The 17,278-nt window shown below is 63.7% G+C and carries 13 protein-coding genes; 6 read left to right on the top strand and 7 right to left on the bottom strand.

The features are described 5' to 3' along the window. Positions 1–260 precede the first annotated feature (260 nt). Complete coding sequence (locus tag BLW71_RS07055; RefSeq protein WP_091794443.1) at positions 261–818, top strand: DUF6013 family protein; 558 nt, start codon at positions 261–263, stop codon at positions 816–818. A gap of 31 nt (positions 819–849) precedes the next feature. Here the strand turns inward: BLW71_RS07055 and BLW71_RS07050 are convergent, their stop codons facing one another. Together BLW71_RS07050 and BLW71_RS07045 are read right to left on the bottom strand one after the other, a co-directional pair. Then, positions 850–1,656 carry an ABC transporter permease gene (locus BLW71_RS07050; RefSeq protein ID WP_091794441.1) on the bottom strand — a complete coding sequence of 269 codons (807 nt, stop codon included), beginning with the start codon at positions 1,654–1,656 and terminating at the stop codon, positions 850–852. Further along, positions 1,653–2,381 carry an ABC transporter ATP-binding protein gene (locus BLW71_RS07045; RefSeq protein ID WP_091794439.1) on the bottom strand — a complete coding sequence of 243 codons (729 nt, stop codon included), beginning with the start codon at positions 2,379–2,381 and terminating at the stop codon, positions 1,653–1,655. Before BLW71_RS07045 ends, BLW71_RS07050 begins: the two co-directional genes overlap by 4 nt. Positions 2,382–2,587: 206 nt before the next feature. On the opposite strand from BLW71_RS07045, the gene BLW71_RS07040 reads away from it, so the two are divergent. Then, positions 2,588–5,107, top strand: a complete 2,520-nt coding sequence (locus BLW71_RS07040) for an AsmA family protein (RefSeq protein WP_091794437.1) — start codon at positions 2,588–2,590, stop codon at positions 5,105–5,107. Next, complete coding sequence (locus BLW71_RS42160) at positions 5,107–5,232, top strand: hypothetical protein (RefSeq protein ID WP_286161943.1); 126 nt, start codon at positions 5,107–5,109, stop codon at positions 5,230–5,232. Before BLW71_RS07040 ends, BLW71_RS42160 begins: the two co-directional genes overlap by 1 nt. Before the next feature lie 247 nt (positions 5,233–5,479). On the opposite strand, the gene BLW71_RS07035 is transcribed toward BLW71_RS42160, so the two are convergent. Continuing rightward, entirely contained in the window at positions 5,480–5,974 is a 495-nt protein-coding gene (locus BLW71_RS07035; RefSeq protein ID WP_091794435.1) for a hypothetical protein, read from the bottom strand. A gap of 401 nt (positions 5,975–6,375) precedes the next feature. On the opposite strand from BLW71_RS07035, the gene BLW71_RS07030 reads away from it, so the two are divergent. From BLW71_RS07030 to BLW71_RS07020, 3 genes are all read left to right on the top strand, one after another. After that, the gene (locus tag BLW71_RS07030; protein WP_091794433.1) at positions 6,376–7,986 is read left to right on the top strand and encodes a sensor histidine kinase; all 1,611 of its coding nucleotides are present in this window, start codon (positions 6,376–6,378) and stop codon (positions 7,984–7,986) included. An 85-nt stretch (positions 7,987–8,071) separates the two neighbouring features. After that, on the top strand, positions 8,072–8,575 hold the full coding sequence (locus tag BLW71_RS07025) for a response regulator (RefSeq protein ID WP_091794430.1): 504 nt from the start codon (positions 8,072–8,074) through the stop codon (positions 8,573–8,575). Between the two features lie 82 nt (positions 8,576–8,657). Continuing rightward, positions 8,658–10,631: a hybrid sensor histidine kinase/response regulator gene (locus BLW71_RS07020; protein ID WP_091794427.1), complete on the top strand. Its 1,974-nt coding sequence runs from the start codon at positions 8,658–8,660 to the stop codon at positions 10,629–10,631. Between the two features lie 101 nt (positions 10,632–10,732). On the opposite strand, the gene mscL is transcribed toward BLW71_RS07020, so the two are convergent. From mscL to mfd, 4 genes are all read right to left on the bottom strand, one after another. Further along, positions 10,733–11,179, bottom strand: a complete 447-nt coding sequence (mscL, locus tag BLW71_RS07015) for a large conductance mechanosensitive channel protein MscL (protein WP_091794425.1) — start codon at positions 11,177–11,179, stop codon at positions 10,733–10,735. 89 nt (positions 11,180–11,268) lie between these two features. Continuing rightward, positions 11,269–12,303 carry a threonine/serine dehydratase family protein gene (locus BLW71_RS07010; RefSeq protein WP_091794423.1) on the bottom strand — a complete coding sequence of 345 codons (1,035 nt, stop codon included), beginning with the start codon at positions 12,301–12,303 and terminating at the stop codon, positions 11,269–11,271. A gap of 54 nt (positions 12,304–12,357) precedes the next feature. Then, positions 12,358–13,608 (bottom strand): acetylornithine deacetylase, encoded by a 1,251-nt coding sequence (argE, locus tag BLW71_RS07005; protein ID WP_091794421.1) that lies wholly within the window; start codon positions 13,606–13,608, stop codon positions 12,358–12,360. A gap of 152 nt (positions 13,609–13,760) precedes the next feature. Then, positions 13,761–17,243 carry a transcription-repair coupling factor gene (gene mfd / locus BLW71_RS07000; RefSeq protein WP_091794418.1) on the bottom strand — a complete coding sequence of 1,161 codons (3,483 nt, stop codon included), beginning with the start codon at positions 17,241–17,243 and terminating at the stop codon, positions 13,761–13,763. Positions 17,244–17,278: the final 35 nt, after the last annotated feature.

Below are 17,278 nucleotides of genomic sequence, written 5' to 3'. Positions count from 1 at the left end.
GCAGAACGGCGCGGCGTGCGCTCGCGCGTGCCTGTGCGGCCACACGCGCAGAAAACGCGTTGCCGCAAGCGGGTTAACACCCGATTCGCGGGCAGCGCGCGCGGGTTCGCTTGGCGTTAGACTGACGGGGCATCATGCTAAAACAGCTGCGTGTCTCGCAGCCCCGGCTGGCCAGGCATCGACCGGCTTCATCCAGTCACGCGGTGCGTGGGCAGTCGTGCTGAAGCGAGCGCGCAGCGGCACAACAACGAGGTGACAGTATGAGCTTCAGACTCTCCGCCGTTTCAGTTGTCGCTTCTCTCGCTTGCGTGCTCGCGCCAGGCATGCTGGTGCCGGCGGCCCACGCGGCCACGCCGATCACGGTTACGTCTCAGTCCGCCCTCGACGGCCCGATCCGCTACACGGTTCGAGTCACGTCAAAGCAGTTCGGCAATTCGCAGGAAACCCGCACGATCCGCTCCGGCGAATCGGATGACTTCACGTGGAAGACTGTGCCGCCTGGCGGCCCGGTTCCCGCCACGGACGCATGCCCGAACTACGCGTCGCTGCCACTCGATACCAACGGCGCGATGATTCGCCAGACCCAGATCCGCTTTGCGCCGGTCGTCGCCGCTGACGGCACGGCAACCGTGCAATTGAGCTTCCAGGCACAGACACCGCACGGCGTGAAATCAGTGACGAGCGGCGGCAAAACGCTCAAGTGTCCGAACGACGTCAGCGTCAGTCAGATCGTGCGATTCACGATGCCTGTCAATGGCAGCACGAAAACGCTCACGCTCAGCGACGGCACGGAAATCGCGATCAGCGCGAAGCGTTGAGTCGGGCGCGCGCAAGAGCGGGCGGACGCGCTTAACGCCGCGCCGTGGTCCGCTCCACGAGCCGCGCGGACAGAAACCGGTGCTCCGCCGAAAAGAGCCGGCGGTACGTGAGCAGTACCGCGCCCACCGTTCCGAGGGCCGACGACGCGGCGATCAGAAACATGATCACGATCTGATAACGCACGGCCTGTAGCGGCGACTGGCCGGCCAGTACCTGGCCGGTCATCATGCCGGGCAGGCTCACCACGCCGACCACGGCCATCTGATTGAGCGTCGGCATCATGCCCGCGCGCACCGCTTGCCGCGCCGGCGCCTGTGCGGCTTCCCAACGCGTCGCGCCGAGCGCGAGCGCCATGTCGACGCGGTCGCGCCGCGCGGTCAACTCCTCGGTCATCCGTTCGATACCGAGCGACACGCCGGTCAGCGTATTGCCGAGGATCATGCCGAGAATCGGAATCGCATACTGCGGCTCGTACCACGGGTGAATGCGGATCACGACGAACAGCCCGACCGCGGCCACCAGCCACGAACTGATCCAGATCGACAGCACACTGTCCGCGCGTTGGCCGCGATAGGTGCGGCTGCCGCGCTGCGCGCCCGCGAAGCCGGCGATCAGCGTCATCAGGATCATGAGCGGCAGCACCACGTACCAACGGTCGTAACGGAACACCCAGCCGAGCACGTAGCCGATCGCCAGCAACTGTACGACGGTGCGCACGGCGGCCCATGCCAGCTTGCGTTCGAGATCGAGCTTCAACGCGACCGAGACGACTCCGTTCACGACGATCAGCAACGCTGCAATCGCGACATCCCAGAGACTCAGGTTTTGCAATGTCATTGGCCGAACTCCGGATGATCGTGACGCTCGGTCGGCTCTTCCTGCCGCGCCGTTTCACCGAGGACGCCCGCGCGCATGACCAGGTGCTGCTCGCTCATGCGGATGGCTTGCGCCGGATCGTGGGATACCCAGATCGATGCATGACGCAGAGGATCGGCGTCGAACCAGGCATGCACCAGACCTTCGATCGCGCGCGACGACTCCGGGTCGAGCGAGGCGGTGGGTTCGTCGAGCAGCAGGACCTCTGGCGCCAGTTGCAACACGCGAATCAGCGCGGTGATCTGCGCCTCGCCGCCGGACAATTCGCTGGCGCTCTTGTCGAGAAAGTCGTTGCCACGGCCGGCCTGAGCGGCGAGGCTCGCGGCGCGCGCGCGATCGAAACGCATGTCGCGATAGGCGCGCAGTTCGAACGGATAGCGCAGATTGTCTTCCACGCTGCCGTCGAGCAGCGCGGGCCGCTGCCGGATATACGCGACGTTGCGCCGGTAGCGCGGTATGGCGGCGCGCTCCACCGCCGCGCCATGCCACATGATGCGTCCCGCATCGAGCGGATCGAGCAGGGCGAGGGCGCGCAGGAACACACTCTTGCCCGAACCCGACGGCCCGGTGACCGCGACGCGGTCGCCCGCATGCAACGCGAAGGTGGTTGGTTGCAGCAGCGTCTGGCCGCGCACGGCATCGCGCCGCGCGATGCCGTCAGCGAAAACCAAGGGGACGTCGGTCATAAGTGGGACCGTAATAGGCAATGCATGAGGTCGAAGCTCGCGGTGATGGAGTAATGACTCGTTAGGAACCGTTCCCGCAGCGCAGTGAATGCGCGGCCGGCGGTGCAGCATGATAAAACGGCAATGCACTAGCACTTGACGGCCACCAGGCGGGCACGCAACGTGCTGCTCGGTGCTCAACCTGGAATCAACCGCGGAGCCTATCAATGGCAGTGTCGAGCACGATCGGAAGACGGATCGGGAAAATCATCGCATGGTTGCTGGCGATCATCGTCATTCTGATTGTGGCGTTGACCATTTTCATACTGACTTTCGACTGGAACCGGGCAAGGCCCTATATCAACGACAAAGTCACGCAGGCGATCGGCAGGCCGTTCGCCATTAACGGCGACCTGAAAGTGGGCTGGCGGCATCCGGTGGGTGAGACCGGCTGGCGCGGCTGGGTGCCCTGGCCGCGTTTTTCGGCGGCCAACATTACCGTCGGCAATCCGGACTGGACCAGGCAGCCGCAATTCGCCACGCTCGACGAGATCGACTTCCAGGTCAAGGTATTGCCGCTGCTCGCGCACGATATCGTGATTCCCGCGATCAACCTTGTGAATCCCTCGGTGGACCTGGAGCGCCTGCTCGACGGGCGCAACAACTGGACCTTCAAACTGGCTTCGTCCAGCGGGCCTTCCGAATGGAAACTCGATCTGCACGATATCGCGTTCGCCAAGGGCAACATCGCGTTGTCCGATCAGCAGAAAAAAGTCGACTTGCAGATGGTCGTCGATACGCTCGGCCAGCCGATTCCGATCGGTGAGGCGATGAAGCAGCAGGAAGCGGCGTCGCGCAGCGCGTCGGCGGAAGCGATCGGCAAGTCGGGCGCGAACAAGCTGACCGCGCAGGCGAATGCGCAAGCGGCATCCGAAGCCGCAGCGGCTTCCGCAGCGGCGGCCTCGGGCGCATCGGCCACGGATATCACGGCGTCGGGTACGACGGCGGCCACGGGCGCCTCGGGTGCGATGGTCGCGGGCGGCTCGAAAGGCGCCAGCGCTGCCGTTGGCGCGGGCGCGAGCAGCGCGGTCGTGGCGTCGGCACCGGCTACGGGTGTGAGCGGAGCAAGCGGTACAAGCGGTGCAAGCAGTGCCGAGGCTCAGGCAGCAGCGAAACGGGAGATTCCACCGTACGCCATCGGCTGGACCGTCAAAGGGACTTACAACAAGACGCCGGTGTCGGGCAGCGGTAAGGTCGGCGGCGTGCTGGCGTTGCAGGACGCAAACCGGCCGTTCCCGGTGCAGGCCGATGTCAAGGCGGGCGATCTGCATGTCGGTCTCGTCGGTACGATCACCGACCCGGCGCATCTTGCTGCGGTCGATCTGCGCCTCTGGCTGCAAGGCAACAGCATGGCGCGTCTCTATTCGCTGACGGGCGTGACCCTTCCCGACACGCCGCCGTATGCGACCGAAGGACGCTTCGTCGGCCAGTTCAAGTCCAGCGGCAGCGTCTTCAAGTATGAAAATTTTACAGGCCGGGTCGGCGGCAGCGATCTGAACGGCTCGTTGACTTATACGGCGCGTGAACCGCGTCCGTTGTTGCAGGGCGAACTGGTCTCGCATCTGCTGCAATTCTCGGATCTGGCGCCGGTGATCGGCGCGGATTCGAACGCGAGCAAGGCCAAGCGGGGCGATGCGACGGCGCAACCTTCCAACAAGGCGCTGCCGGTCGAGGAATTCCGCACCGACCGCTGGAAGGCGATCGACGCCGACGTGAAGTTCACCGGCCGGCGCATCGTCAAGGACGTCAATCTGCCGATCACGGATCTGTACACGCATATTGTGATGACCGACGGCGTGCTCTCGCTGGAGCCGTTGAAGTTCGGCGTGGCGGGCGGCACGCTCGCTTCGGACATCCATCTGGACGGCAGTGCGACGCCGCTGAAGGGCCGTTTCGCCACATCGGCGCGGCATCTCAAGCTCAAGCAGTTGTTCCCGAACTTCAAGACGATGCAGAACGCGCTCGGCGAAATCAACGGCGACGCCGCGCTGACGGCGACGGGCAATTCGCCGGCCGCGCTCGCGGCCACCTCGAACGGCGAGGTGAAGGCGCTGGTGACGGACGGCACGGTAAGCCGCCTGCTGATGGAAGCGGCCGGCTTGAACGTGGCCAACGTCGTGTATGAAAAGCTGTTCGGCAATCGCGACGTGAAGATCAACTGCGCGGCCGCCGATTTTGTCGCCACCAATGGCGTGCTCGATTCGCGTGTCTTCGCGCTCGATACGGACGACGCGGTGATCGACATCGACGGCAATGTGAATCTGCGCGACGAGTCGATGGACCTGGGCGTGCATCCGCATACCAAGGGCTTCCGGGTATTCTCGCTGCGCTCGCCGCTCTATGTGAAAGGCACCTTCAAGGATCCGCATGTTGGCGTGAACGCTGCCGCGCTCGCTTTGCGCGGCGGTGCGGCCGTCGGTCTCGGCTTGATCAATCCGTTCGCGGCGCTGATTCCGTTGCTCGCGCCGAGCAACAACAAGCCGTTGCCATGCAACCAGTTGCTGGCGCAGGTCCGGCAGGCGCCGACGGCGCCGCCGCCGGGCGTGAAGCAGCAGCCGAAGGCCGCTATTTCTCTGGATGGCGCGCCGGTCAACAAGTCTTCGGGTAGCGCATCGTCGCCCGCTGCCGCGGATAAGAAGCCGGCGGTGATGTCGCCGGCTAGCGCGGCTGCATACAAGGGGAGCTGATGCCTTTCGTTCTGCCTGCGGAGTGGTTGAGCTGGAGCCTGGGCGGCGGCCTGTCGTTGATTTTTCTGTGGCTGATCAGCGTGCCGCCAGTGCGCGGCGGCATGGATGACATCGCGACGAAATGAGAACGGCGAGTGCGGCATGCGTGGACGCGATTGGGCCGGCTCGTTGCGCGGGTCGAATGAGAAGCGGCAATGAGGCGACTTAAGCGTCACGTCATGACGTCACGGTGTGTCGTAACGCGACCACGTGACGGAACGACGCAGCCGGCACACAGCGGAGAACGACACAACGCCAGCGCCTGATCGACTCCGCGATCAGGCGCTGGCGTTGCGAACTTGATTGTCTACCGTTGAGGTCGGGCGCAGCCGTCTATCGCAGCGATCGCGGAGCCGCATCCCCGGCCGCGTCCTGACGGCGAACCCCACGACGGGCGCCGCCGATGCGGGTCGCGCCGAATTCCGTGAGAATCTTGCCGCGAGCCCGGCTGGCAAACACCAGGAAACCGAAGCCATCCGCCTCATACCAGTAACCGCCGTTCTCGAGCCCGTCGAGCGGTTGCTCCAGTGCATTGGTAATGGATTCGATGCAGCGGCGCCGCAATTCGGCGGGAGCCGGATAGGGCGGTTGTGCGCCACGGACACTGCACAAGAGTACGTCGAGCCCAGGCAGCACGTGCGCATAAAGGACCGGCTCGTCTTGCGCGCGAGCACGCGCAATTTTGGTGTCGAGCTGACCGAACGGCTTGAAATGCCGTAGTACCGCGAGGAACGACTCATCGCCGTCCACCTTCGCGCGTCTACGCTTTTTCGGGAAGGACATAAAAATTCGCCTGAAAAAGAATTGCAAGAAACGCAGCGTCCTCATGCGACCACTCCCGGCTTCGCGCGCCGCACGTCGATCTTTTATAGCATACGACAAGGCCGGATTCACGGTGATTCGACGACTGCGCCGCCCCACCGCCTCCCGCACGAATCATGCCGAACCGCCTCGCCGCGCGCTTTCGCTTCCCAGCACATCTGTTTCCATCATAGACGCACGAGGCGCGGAAAAAACATCTCATACCAATAAAAAAGTCATTTTTGTGTGGGCGAGCGCATCTTGCCGCTACGTTGAAATATCTCCAATTCACGTCGATAATGGCCCGTCCGGCTGCACTGCGCCATGCTCGCCGATCCCGTCACCGCCAAGGCCGCCAGCGCGGCGCGGCATGGCCGGCTTTGCGAGCGCCGCGGCCGGAGCGACCCTTTGCGACCCTTCGGGCGAACATGAAACTATTCACGAAGGGTCTGCTGCTGATCGCCGTGCCAAGCGCGGTCGAGCTGGCGCTTCTCGGCGTCGTCTTCGATACCCAGGAGCAGACAGCGCAGGCCGCGCAGTGGGTTACCAACAGCAAGCAGATCCTTTATCAGTCGTCGGCCATTGTCGATCCGTTGTTGCGTCAGGCGGCGCGGGTTCGCACCGCCATGGTGATCGGCGACGCATCGCTGATCGACCGTCACACCGTCTGGGTCGATCTCGGCGATCGTCTGTCGAAGCTCGAAGTGCTGGTTGCCGATGCGCCGCAACAGGTCGAGCGCGTGCACAAGATGCAGCGGGCGATCGACGCCTATCGCGCGCAGACTGTCGCGATCTCGCAGGCGCTGCATGCGGGGCGCGCGCCGAATTCGTTCGCCGCGCTGGAGACCGGCGCGTTGCCGCAGCAGATCGCGCTATTTCGCGAGGAACTCGCGGCGTTCGGCGACGAAGCGTCGCGGCTCGACGCGGACCGCTCGGCGGCGCTCGCGCGACGGCGGGCGCGTCAGCAATACGCGCTGATCGGCGCCGTGCTGGGCTCGATGCTGATCTGGGCGGCCACCGCTGTGGTGTTTGCGCGTAGCATCGGCCGCCGGCTGGAAGTGTTGACCGGTAACGCGGAGCGTCTGGGCAGTGGGCGCACGCTCGCCGCGCCTTTGTCGGGCAGCGATGAAATCGCCGCGCTCGACAGGGTGCTGCATCAGACCGGCACGCGTCTGCGCGAGGCCGAGGCCGAGCAGGCCATGTTGAAAACGCGGCTCGAAGCGCGCGCGAGCGAACTGGCCGGCGTCAACGAGGAGTTGCGTCAGGAGACGCAAGACAATGAAATGTTCATCTACAGCGTGTCGCACGATCTGCGCTCGCCGTTGGTGAATCTGCAAGGTTTCTCGAAGGAATTGCAGGTCTCCTGTAACGAACTGGATAGCGTCGTCGAGGCGGCCAGGTTGCCGGAAGCCGAGCATAAACGCATGGTGCATATTCTCGATGGCGACGTGCGCGAGTCGTTGCACTATTTGCGCACCGCGGTGACGCAAGCCGCCGCCATCATCGACGCGCTGTTGCGGATCTCGCGCGCCGGCCGGCTCGAATATCAGTGGCAGCGCGTGAGCGTCGGGCGCGTGGTGGGCCGGGTGGTCGACGCGCTGCAAGGCGTGATTGGCCAACGCTCGGCCGTGGTGACCGTGCGCGAGTTGCCGCCCGCATGGGGCGACCCGGGCGCGATCGAGCAGATTTTCAGCAACCTGATCGGCAATGCACTGAATTATCTGGATCCGGCGCGCAACGGACGCATCGAAGTCGGCGCGCTGGAACCCGAGCCGGTCGAGGACACGGAGCCGCGCGCGGTGCGCATGCGCACGTATTATGTGCGCGACAACGGCCTCGGCATTCCGGCTGCGTATATGTCGAAAGTGTTCAGGGCATTTCAGCGCCTGCACGGCGACGTCGCCGAAGGCGACGGCATCGGCCTCGCGGTGGTGCGGCGCATGGTTGAGCGGCACGGCGGGCGGGTGTGGGTCGAATCGGCGGAAGGCGCGGGTTCGACCTTTTTCGTCGTATTGCCGGAACAGCCCGCACGCCTTTGAACATGACATGAGCGCGCAGACGCGGCGGCAGCGAAGATAATCACGGGCGGGCAGGCATCCACGCATCGTTCAGCACGGAGAGCATATGAGTGACGGGGAAACGGTCAGCATCGTTCTGATCGAAGATGACGACGGCCACGCCACGCTCGTGGAGCGCAATTTGCGCCGTGCTGGCATTTCGAACGGTTTCGTGCGCTTTCACGACGGCCAGCAGGCTCTCGATTATTTCTTCGGCCCGGCGCCGGCGGACGCCGCCGCGAGTGCCGGCGTCGACCAGGCGGGCAAATCTTGCCCCGCGCGCGAAGATCTGATGAATTTCGTCGTGCTGCTCGATCTGAAAATGCCGCGGGTAGACGGCTTCGAAGTCTTGCGGCGTCTCAAAGAATCGCCGCAGACGGCCGCCGTGCCGGTGATCGTATTGACCACCACCGACGATCCGCGGGAAATCGCGCGCTGCTACGAACTCGGCTGCAACGTCTACATTACCAAGCCGGTCGAATACGATGCGTTCATCGAAGCTGTGCGCCGCCTCGGGTTTTTCCTGCAGGTGGTCAAACTGCCTTCCGGGCAGCGCCTCACGGCGCCGTAATGCAAGACTCGCATGAAGCTGGCCGAAGCCGCTCGTGACAAGATGGAGACCACTTGAAGACCCTAGCCAGAGAAGACTCCGCATGACCGAAGACGTGTCCACGCAGCATGCCGCCTACGTGCTCGTCGTCGATGACGACGAAGGCATCCTGCGGCTCGCGCGCAAGTCGCTCGAGCGTGCCGGCTGCCGGGTCGCCATCTGCGCCGGCGTCGACGCGGCCCGTGAGCGGCTCGCGGGCGGCGGCCCCGATTTGCTGGTGCTCGACTATCAACTCAGCGGGCCGGAGACCGGCCTCGACTTCTTTCGCCGGTTGCGCGCGGAAGGCGTGCGGATTCCCGCCATTCTCGTGACCGGCTTTACCGACGAATCGCGCGTCATTGAAGCGCTGCGCGCGGGCGTGTCGGACGTGGTGCCGAAATCCGGCGATTACCTCGATTACCTTCCCGAAGCCGTCGAACGGGTGCTCTCGCAAGTGCGTCTGCAGCGAGCGTCGGACGAAGCCTTGCTGTTGCGCGATCGCGAGCAGCATTACCGCACCTTGTCGGAGGCGCTGCCGCACCTTGTCATGACCTGCAACGCCGCGGGCGACTGCGATTTTCTGTCGAAGCAGTGGTACGACTACACGGGCCTTGCCGAAGGCAGCTCGCATGGTCTCGCCTGGCTCGACGCGGTGCATCCGGACGACCGCGAAGCAATTCGCCGCAGCTGGCTCAAGGCGGTGTCGGGCAACGCCGGCGACTACCGGCACGAGCTGCGGATTCGCCGCCACGACGGCGAATACCGCTGGTTCGACGCCCGTGTGGTGGCGATGCGCGACGCCGAAGGCAACATCAGCAAATGGTTCGGCAGTTGCACGGACATTCATTCGCAGCGCGAGGCGATCGAGGAGCGCGAGCGGCTGCTCGCGTCGGAGCAGGCCGCGCGCCAGATTGCCGAAGAAGCGAACCGCGCCAAGGACCGCTTTCTGGCCATGCTGTCGCATGAATTGCGCACGCCGCTCACGCCGGTGCTCGCGGGCGCCAGCGTGCTGGAGATGATTCCGGGGCTGCCCGATCAGGCGCGCGCGAGCGTGCGCATGATCCGCCGCAACGTCGAACTCGAAGCGCGGCTGATTGACGACCTGCTCGACCTGACGCGAGTGGCGAACGGCAAATTGCGCCTCACGCTGGAAACCGTCGACGTGCACGACGTGATGGACAGCGTGCTCGAACTGTTTCGCAGCGAGATCCAGGTCAAGCAGCAGGACGTGCATGTTCACAAGAACGCCCGGCATCATTACGTGCTGGCCGATCGCGCCCGGCTGCAACAGATGCTGTGGAACCTGATTCGCAATGCCGCCAAGTTCACGCCGGACGGCGGCCATATTTACGTGCGCACCCGCGACGAACGCATGCATGTGCAGATCTCGGTCGAAGATACGGGGATCGGCATCGAGCCGGAGCAGATCGGCAAACTGTTCAATGCTTTCGAGCAGGGCAACCAGAACATGACGCGGCAATTCGGCGGTCTCGGCCTCGGGCTCGCGATCACGAAGGCGCTGACCGACGTGCACGGCGGCACGGTGACCGCGCAAAGCCCCGGCGCACATTGCGGCGCAACCTTCACGATCACCTTGCCGACGGCCATGCCGCCGGAGGTGACTTCACCCGTCGTGGTGCCGGACGCGGTGCATCCAGCCGGTTTGCTGAACATCCTGCTGATCGAAGATCACGTGGACACCGCCGAGGTCATGGCGCAACTGATTCGCAGCCTCGGCCACGAGGTGACGACGGTGGGCCGGGTGGACGACGCGCTGGCCGCTACTCAAGTGCAGAATTTCGATCTGGTTGTCAGCGACGTGGGTTTGCCCGACGGCACGGGCCTCGACTTCATCAAGGCGTTCCGCGAACACTCGGACGCGCCCGCGGTGGCGTTGACCGGCTTCGGCACCGACGAAGACGTGCGTCGTTGCCTCAGTGCCGGCTTTACTTCGCATTTAACCAAGCCTGTCAATTTCAGCCAGCTCGAGACGATGATCGAAGGCGCGGTCAGTCGGAAGGAGCAGAAAGAGATTTGAGGGTGCGCGCCGCGCGCATCGGCTCACGATATGAAAAAGGCCTGTTGCGATTGACTCGCAACAGGCCTTTTGCTTTGCCGGCGGCTGACGTGCCGGAACGTTTAACGCGGTGAGTTCTTCAACGAATCGCGGATTTCGCGCAGCAGCAGCACGTCTTCCGGTGTCGGCGGCGGTGCTGCCGGTGCGGCTTCAGCCGGCTTGCGCAGATTGTTGATGAACTTGACCATCAGGAAAATGATGAACGCGAGAATCAGGAAGTTGATCAGTACGGTAATGAACGAGCCATAACCGAATACGGCGACGCCCGCCGTTTGCAAGTCTTTATACGACTCGGGGCTGCCTTTGAAGCTGGGAGGAATGTCGCCGAGGCGAACAAACTTATTGGAGAAATCGAGGCCGCCGGTGGCAACCCCGACAACCGGCATGATCAGGTCTTTGACAATTGAATTGACGATGGTGGAGAACGCGCCGCCGATAATCACACCGACCGCGAGATCCATCACGTTGCCCTTGAGGGCAAATTCCTTGAATTCCTTGACCATGCTCATAGAGGTTCCTCCCAGAAGTCGATGTTCGAATGATACCAACCTGAGAAGGATAGGCTAGTCTTTTGGCCAGGAACGCGACGTTTGTTTCTTTATTGAGGAAACAGTGACTCGCTATGCCGCGCGCGCTCGATATGCGCTGCAAATGTGACCGGGTCGGTATTGGTGCCGCACAACAGAACGCCCACGCGCTTGCCTTGCAACTGTTCGCGCAGCGGGCCGAGCAAGCCGGCGGTGGCTGCCGCGCAGGCCGGTTCGACGGCAAGCTTCAGTTGTCCGAACAAGGTGAGCATCGCCGCGCGCAACTGGTCGTCGGATACCGTGACGAGCTGATCGATATGACGGCGGCACAATTCGTAGCTGTATTCCTCGGTGTGAGGCGACATGAGCGAATCGGCAATGCCGTGCATCTGGCCCATCTTGACCGTGTGATTGGCGGCGAAACTCTTGCCCATCACGTCCGCGCCTTCCGGCTCCACGCCATAGATATGCACGTTCGGATTCGCGAGCCGCATGGCCGTCGCGACACCGGCGGCGAGGCCGCCGCCGCCGATCGGCACGATCACCGCTTCGAGATCGGGCGTTTGCGTGACCCACTCGTAGCCGAGCGTGGCCGAACCCAGCACCGTGCGATAGCCGTTGAACGGATGCACGAAATAGCGGCCTTCTTCCGCCTCGATGCGGCGGACCAGTTCGAATGCCTCGGCAATGTTCTCCGCGAATACGATCTCGGCGCGATACTGCCGGCACAGCGCCACGCGCGCCGGATTGGCCGCGCGAAACAGCACGACCTTGGCGCTGATGCCAAGGCGCATGGCCGCATACGCGACCGCCACCGCATGATTGCCGCCCGACACGCACGTGACGCCCGCGCTGCGTTGGGCTTCGTCGAGTGCGAGCAGATTGGTGAACGCGCCGCGCGCCTTGAAGCTGCCGCCCGCCTGCAGCAGTTCGAACTTGAAATTCACCAGCGTGCCTTCCAGCGACGGAAAGTCCACCCTGTCGAATACCGGCGTTCGCGTCACCCACGGCGTCAACGCAAAATGCTGCGCGGCGATGTCGTCGAGCGTGGGGATCGGCTCGCCGTCGATCGTATGGTCGGTGTGTTGCGGCGCGGCAGTTGACATGGCGTGGGCGTGCGAGGGTCGGTATGAGTAAGACTGTTTTCAGGCGGCTCGGTTTCAGTGCGCGTGCGCGTCGACCGACATGCTGTGAATGAATTTCTGCAGAAAGCGCTCGCACGCCACCAGCTGATCCAGCGCGACGAATTCGTTGGCCTTGTGCGCCTGTTCGATGTTGCCCGGACCGCATACGATGCTCGGAATCCCCGCCAGCGAGAAGAGGCCGGCTTCCGTGCCGTAAGCGACCTTGCGCTTGTCCTGATCCGCGGTCAACGCGCGCACCAGTTGCGTGATGGCGGCTTGTTCAGACGAATCGAGGCCGGGCGCCGCGGCGATCTTCGTAATCTCAATCGCCGCCGATGGATGCTCGCGCAACATTTTCGGCAGCAGCGTTTCGCGCGCGTATTGATCGATGCGCGCAAAAATCGGCTCGGGATCGAGCGTGGGCAGGTTGCGGAATTCGAACTGGAACTTGCATTCGGCCGGCACCGTGTTGATCGCATTGCCGCCCACGATCGTGCTGGTTTGCGCGGTGGTGAAGGGCACGTCGTACAGTTCGTCGAACGGGCCTTGCTCGCGGAACTGATCGGCCATGTCGCGGATGTAGCAGATCAGACGCGCGGCGTATTCGATCGCGTTCAAACCCTTCGGCGTGAGCGACGAGTGCGCGGCCTGACCGCGCACGCAGCACTGGTAGGCGTTGATGCCTTTGTGCGCCACGATGGGCCGCATGCTGGTCGGCTCGCCGACAATGCAGCCGTCCGGCTTCACACCGCGCTTCATCAGGTCGGCAATCAGGAGGGGCGCGCCCGCACAGCCCACTTCCTCGTCGAACGACAGGGCGAAGTGAATCGGCTTGGCGAGTTTGGTGCGCTGCATGTCCGGCACCAGCGCGAGCGCCGCGCCGATAAAGCCTTTCATATCGCAGGTGCCGCGGCCGTAGAGTTTGTCGCCGCGAATTTCCGGCTTGAACGGATCGCTGTCCCATTTCTGGCCGTCCACGGGTACGACGTCCGTGTGACCCGACAGCACCACGCCGCCGTTCGTTTCGCCGTCGTGTGCGGGAATCGTCGCGAACAGGTTGGCCCATTTGCCGCTTTCGTCGTGCGTGAGCGTGGCCTCGATACCGACGGCGCGCAGTTCGTCGCGCACGATTTCGATCAGGCCGAGATTCGGATTGCGGCTGACCGTGTCCATCGACACGAGACGGGTGACCCAAGGCAGTGAAGCGGGTAGTGACGCAGAGGAAGCGGGATTCGAAACAGAGTCGGGAGACGGGGAGGACTGCGCTGATTCAGCGACGTGCGACATGACAAGACTCCGGCATTTGAGTCTTTCGATCATACCCAAAAAAAAGCCCGTCCGTACGCTGCGGTGCGCGTTTGCGCACCGCAGCATGAACGAAAAATGCTACACGTACCGCGGTTTTTCAACGCGGCGCCAGGCCGTCGCGGTCCGCAGCCTCAGCGTGCGGCGACACTGGCGGCCGTGCCGCGGCTCGGAGTGCCGAGCGCGCGCAAGGTTTCCTTGACCGTGGCAACACGTACCGCAAGATCGGGGCTGCGCGTTTCGATACGCAGCTTGTCCTGGCCCGCGAGCTTGATGTGCTTGTGTTTCTGCACCATCTCGATGATCCGCATCGCGTCGATTGGCGGATTGGGAATGAACTGCAAGCCGATCACGGCTTCGCCGGCATCGATCTTCGAAATGCCCAGCGGCTTTGCGGCAAGCCGCAAACGATGCGTCTCCACGAGCGCGTGCGCTTGCGGCGGCAGCTTGCCGAAACGGTCGATCAACTCTTCCTGAATGCTGTCGATCGAATCGTTGTGTTCGCAATTAGCCAGCCGCTTGTACAGCGACAGACGCTCCTGCACATCGCCGCAATAGTCCGCAGGCAAAATTGCCGGCGCATGCAGATTGATCTCCGTAGTCGCGGCGAGCGGCGCGGTGAGGTCGGGCTCCTTGCCTTCCTTGAGCGCCTTCACGGCGTCGTTCAGCATGTCGGTATAAAGCTGGAAGCCGATCTCGTGAATCTCGCCCGATTGCTTGTCGCCAAGCACTTCGCCCGTGCCGCGAATTTCCAGGTCGTGCATGGCCAGATAGAAGCCCGAGCCGAGTTCCTCCATCTGCTGGATCGCTTCGAGGCGGCGCTGCGCCTGCTTGGTGAGCCCTTGCGGATCGTGGACCAGCAGATACGAATACGCCTGGTGGTGCGAGCGGCCCACACGGCCACGCAACTGATGCAGCTGCGCGAGACCGAACTTGTCGGCGCGGTGAATCAGGATCGTGTTGGCGCTTGGCACGTCGATGCCGGTTTCGATAATCGTCGTGCACAGCAATACGTTGGCGCGTTGCGCAACGAAGTCACGCATCACGCGTTCGAGTTCGCGTTCATGCATCTGACCATGCGCGACCGCGATACGCGCTTCGGGCACCAACGCTTCGAGCATTTGCCGGCGATTCTCGATCGTCTCGACTTCGTTGTGCAGGAAGTACACCTGGCCGCCACGCTTCAACTCGCGCAACATGGCTTCGCGAATCACGCTGTCTTCTTCGCGGCGCACGAAGGTTTTGATCGCAAGGCGCTTTTGCGGCGCGGTGGCGATCACGGAGAAATCGCGCAGGCCTTCGAGTGCCATGCCGAGCGTACGCGGGATCGGCGTGGCCGTGAGCGTAAGCACGTCCACTTCGGCGCGCAACGCCTTCAGGGCTTCTTTCTGGCGCACGCCGAAACGGTGTTCCTCGTCGATGATCACGAGACCCAGCCGCTTGAACTGCACGTCGGACGAGAGCAGCTTGTGCGTGCCGATCACGATATCGACCGTGCCTTCGTTGATCTGCTGGATCGCCGCGTTGACTTCCTTGGTCGACTTGAAACGCGAGAGTTCGGCGATCCGCACCGGCCAGTCGGAGAAACGGTCGCTGAAAGTTTGCGTGTGCTGTTCGGCGAGCAGCGTGGTGGGCGAGAGCAGTGCCACCTGCTTGCCGCCCATCACCGCGATGAACGCGGCCCGCAACGCGACCTCCGTCTTGCCGAAGCCGACGTCGCCGCATACGAGCCGATCCATCGGTTTGCCGCTCGTCATGTCGCCGATCACGGCCGCGATCGCGGCGGCCTGGTCCGGCGTTTCCTCGAAGCCGAAGCTCTCCGCGAACTTCACGTAGTCTTTCGGTTCGAGTGCGAATGCATGGCCTTCGCGCAGCGCGCGACGGGCGTACAGGTTCAGCAATTCGGCGGCGGTATCGCGAATCTGCTGCGCCGCCTTGCGCTTGGCTTTTTCCCACTGGCCCGAGCCGAGCGAGTGCAACGGCGCGCTTTCCGGATCGGCACCGCTATAGCGCGAGATCACGTGCAACTGCGCGACCGGCACATACAGCTTGCTGTCGCCGGCGTATTCGAGGTGCAGAAACTCGGTCTCGCCTTCGCCGAGATCCATGGTGATGAGGCCCATATAGCGGCCGATGCCGTGCTGCGAATGCACGACCGGATCGCCGACCTTGAGCTCGGACAGATCGCGCACCATCGAATCGACGTTGCTCGCCTGTTCCTGGCGGCGGCGCCCCGCACGACGCGCAAGCGGACCATAGAGCTCGGTCTCGGTGATGATCGCGATGCCGTCGACCGGCACGGCAAAACCGTTGGCGAGCGGCGCGACGCCCAATGAAAAGCGCTCGTCGCTCGTGAGCCAGTCCTGGAAGCTGTCGCTCGATACCGGTCGCAGATGATTGTCGGCGAGCAACTGCAGCAGCGTTTCGCGCCGGCCTGCCGATTCGGTGGCGAACAGCACGCGATTCGGCGTGGTGTCGAGATACGTGCGCAAGGCCGCTACCGGATCTTCCGCGTGACGGTCGATAGCGAGGTTCGGCAACGGAGTGGACCAGCCGCCGCCGGCGTTGGCAGGCAGCGCGAGCCGCGCGAAGGGCTTGGCGAACGTGAAGAAATCTTCGTCCGACAGGAACAGCCGCTGCGGTTCCAGAATCGGCCGGTCGCGGTCATGCGAAAGGAAGTTGTAGCGCTGCTTCGTGTCGTTGGTAAAGCGCCTGATCGCCGCGTCCAGATCGCCGACGAATGCCAGTTGCGCGCCTTCTGGCAGATAGTGGAACAGCGTGGCGGTTTCGTCGAAGAAGAGCGGCAGATAGTATTCGATGCCCGCGGACGGCACGCCATTGCCGATGTCCTTGTAAATCGACGCGCGGCTCGGGTCGCCCTCGAAGGTCTCGCGCCAGCGGCTGCGAAAAGCGGTGCGGGCCGCTTCATCGAATGGAAATTCGCGGCCCGGCAGCAGGCGCACGTCTTTCACCGGGTACAGGCTGCGCTGGGTGTCCGGGTCGAACGCGCGAATCGAGTCGACCTGGTCGTCGAACAGGTCGATCCGGTAGGGCAAGGGCGAGCCCATCGGATAGAGATCGAGCAGCGAGCCGCGTACGCAGTACTCGCCCGGGCGCACCACCTGGCTCACGTGCTCGTAGCCGGCCAGCGTCAACTGGGCCTTGAGTTTGGCTTCGTCGAGGCGCTGGCCCTGCGAGAAGGAGAACGTATAAGCCGCGAGGAACGACGCGGGCGGCATGCGGTACAACGCCGTGGTGGCGGGCACCAGCAGGATGTCGCAACGGCCTTCACCGAGATCGTGCAGCGTGGCGAGACGCTCCGAGACCAGGTCCTGGTGCGGTGAAAAGGTATCGTAAGGCAGCGTTTCCCAGTCCGGCAGCAGGCGCACGCGCGCCTCGGGCGCGAAGAAGCCGATTTCCTGCGCCAGTCGCTGCGCATCGACGGCGCTTTCGCACACGACCGCGAGCAGCGGCACCTTCTCGCGATAGGCGAGATGGTAGCGGGCGATCAGCAGCGCGTCGGACGAGCCGTGCGTGCCGTCGAAGGCGAAACGCTGGCCAGCCTTGACGAGCGCGACGGGCGGGGAGTACTGCGATGATGCGGCGATGTCTGGCATAGATGAGAAAAAACGGCCTCAGGCTCACACGTGAC

Origin of the sequence: Burkholderia sp. WP9 (assembly GCF_900104795.1) — a bacterium.
In the GTDB taxonomy this organism is placed as follows: Bacteria; Pseudomonadota; Gammaproteobacteria; order Burkholderiales; family Burkholderiaceae; genus Paraburkholderia.
The sequence above is the reverse complement of the archived record's forward strand: the minus strand, read 5'-3'. Positions and strand labels throughout refer to the sequence as shown.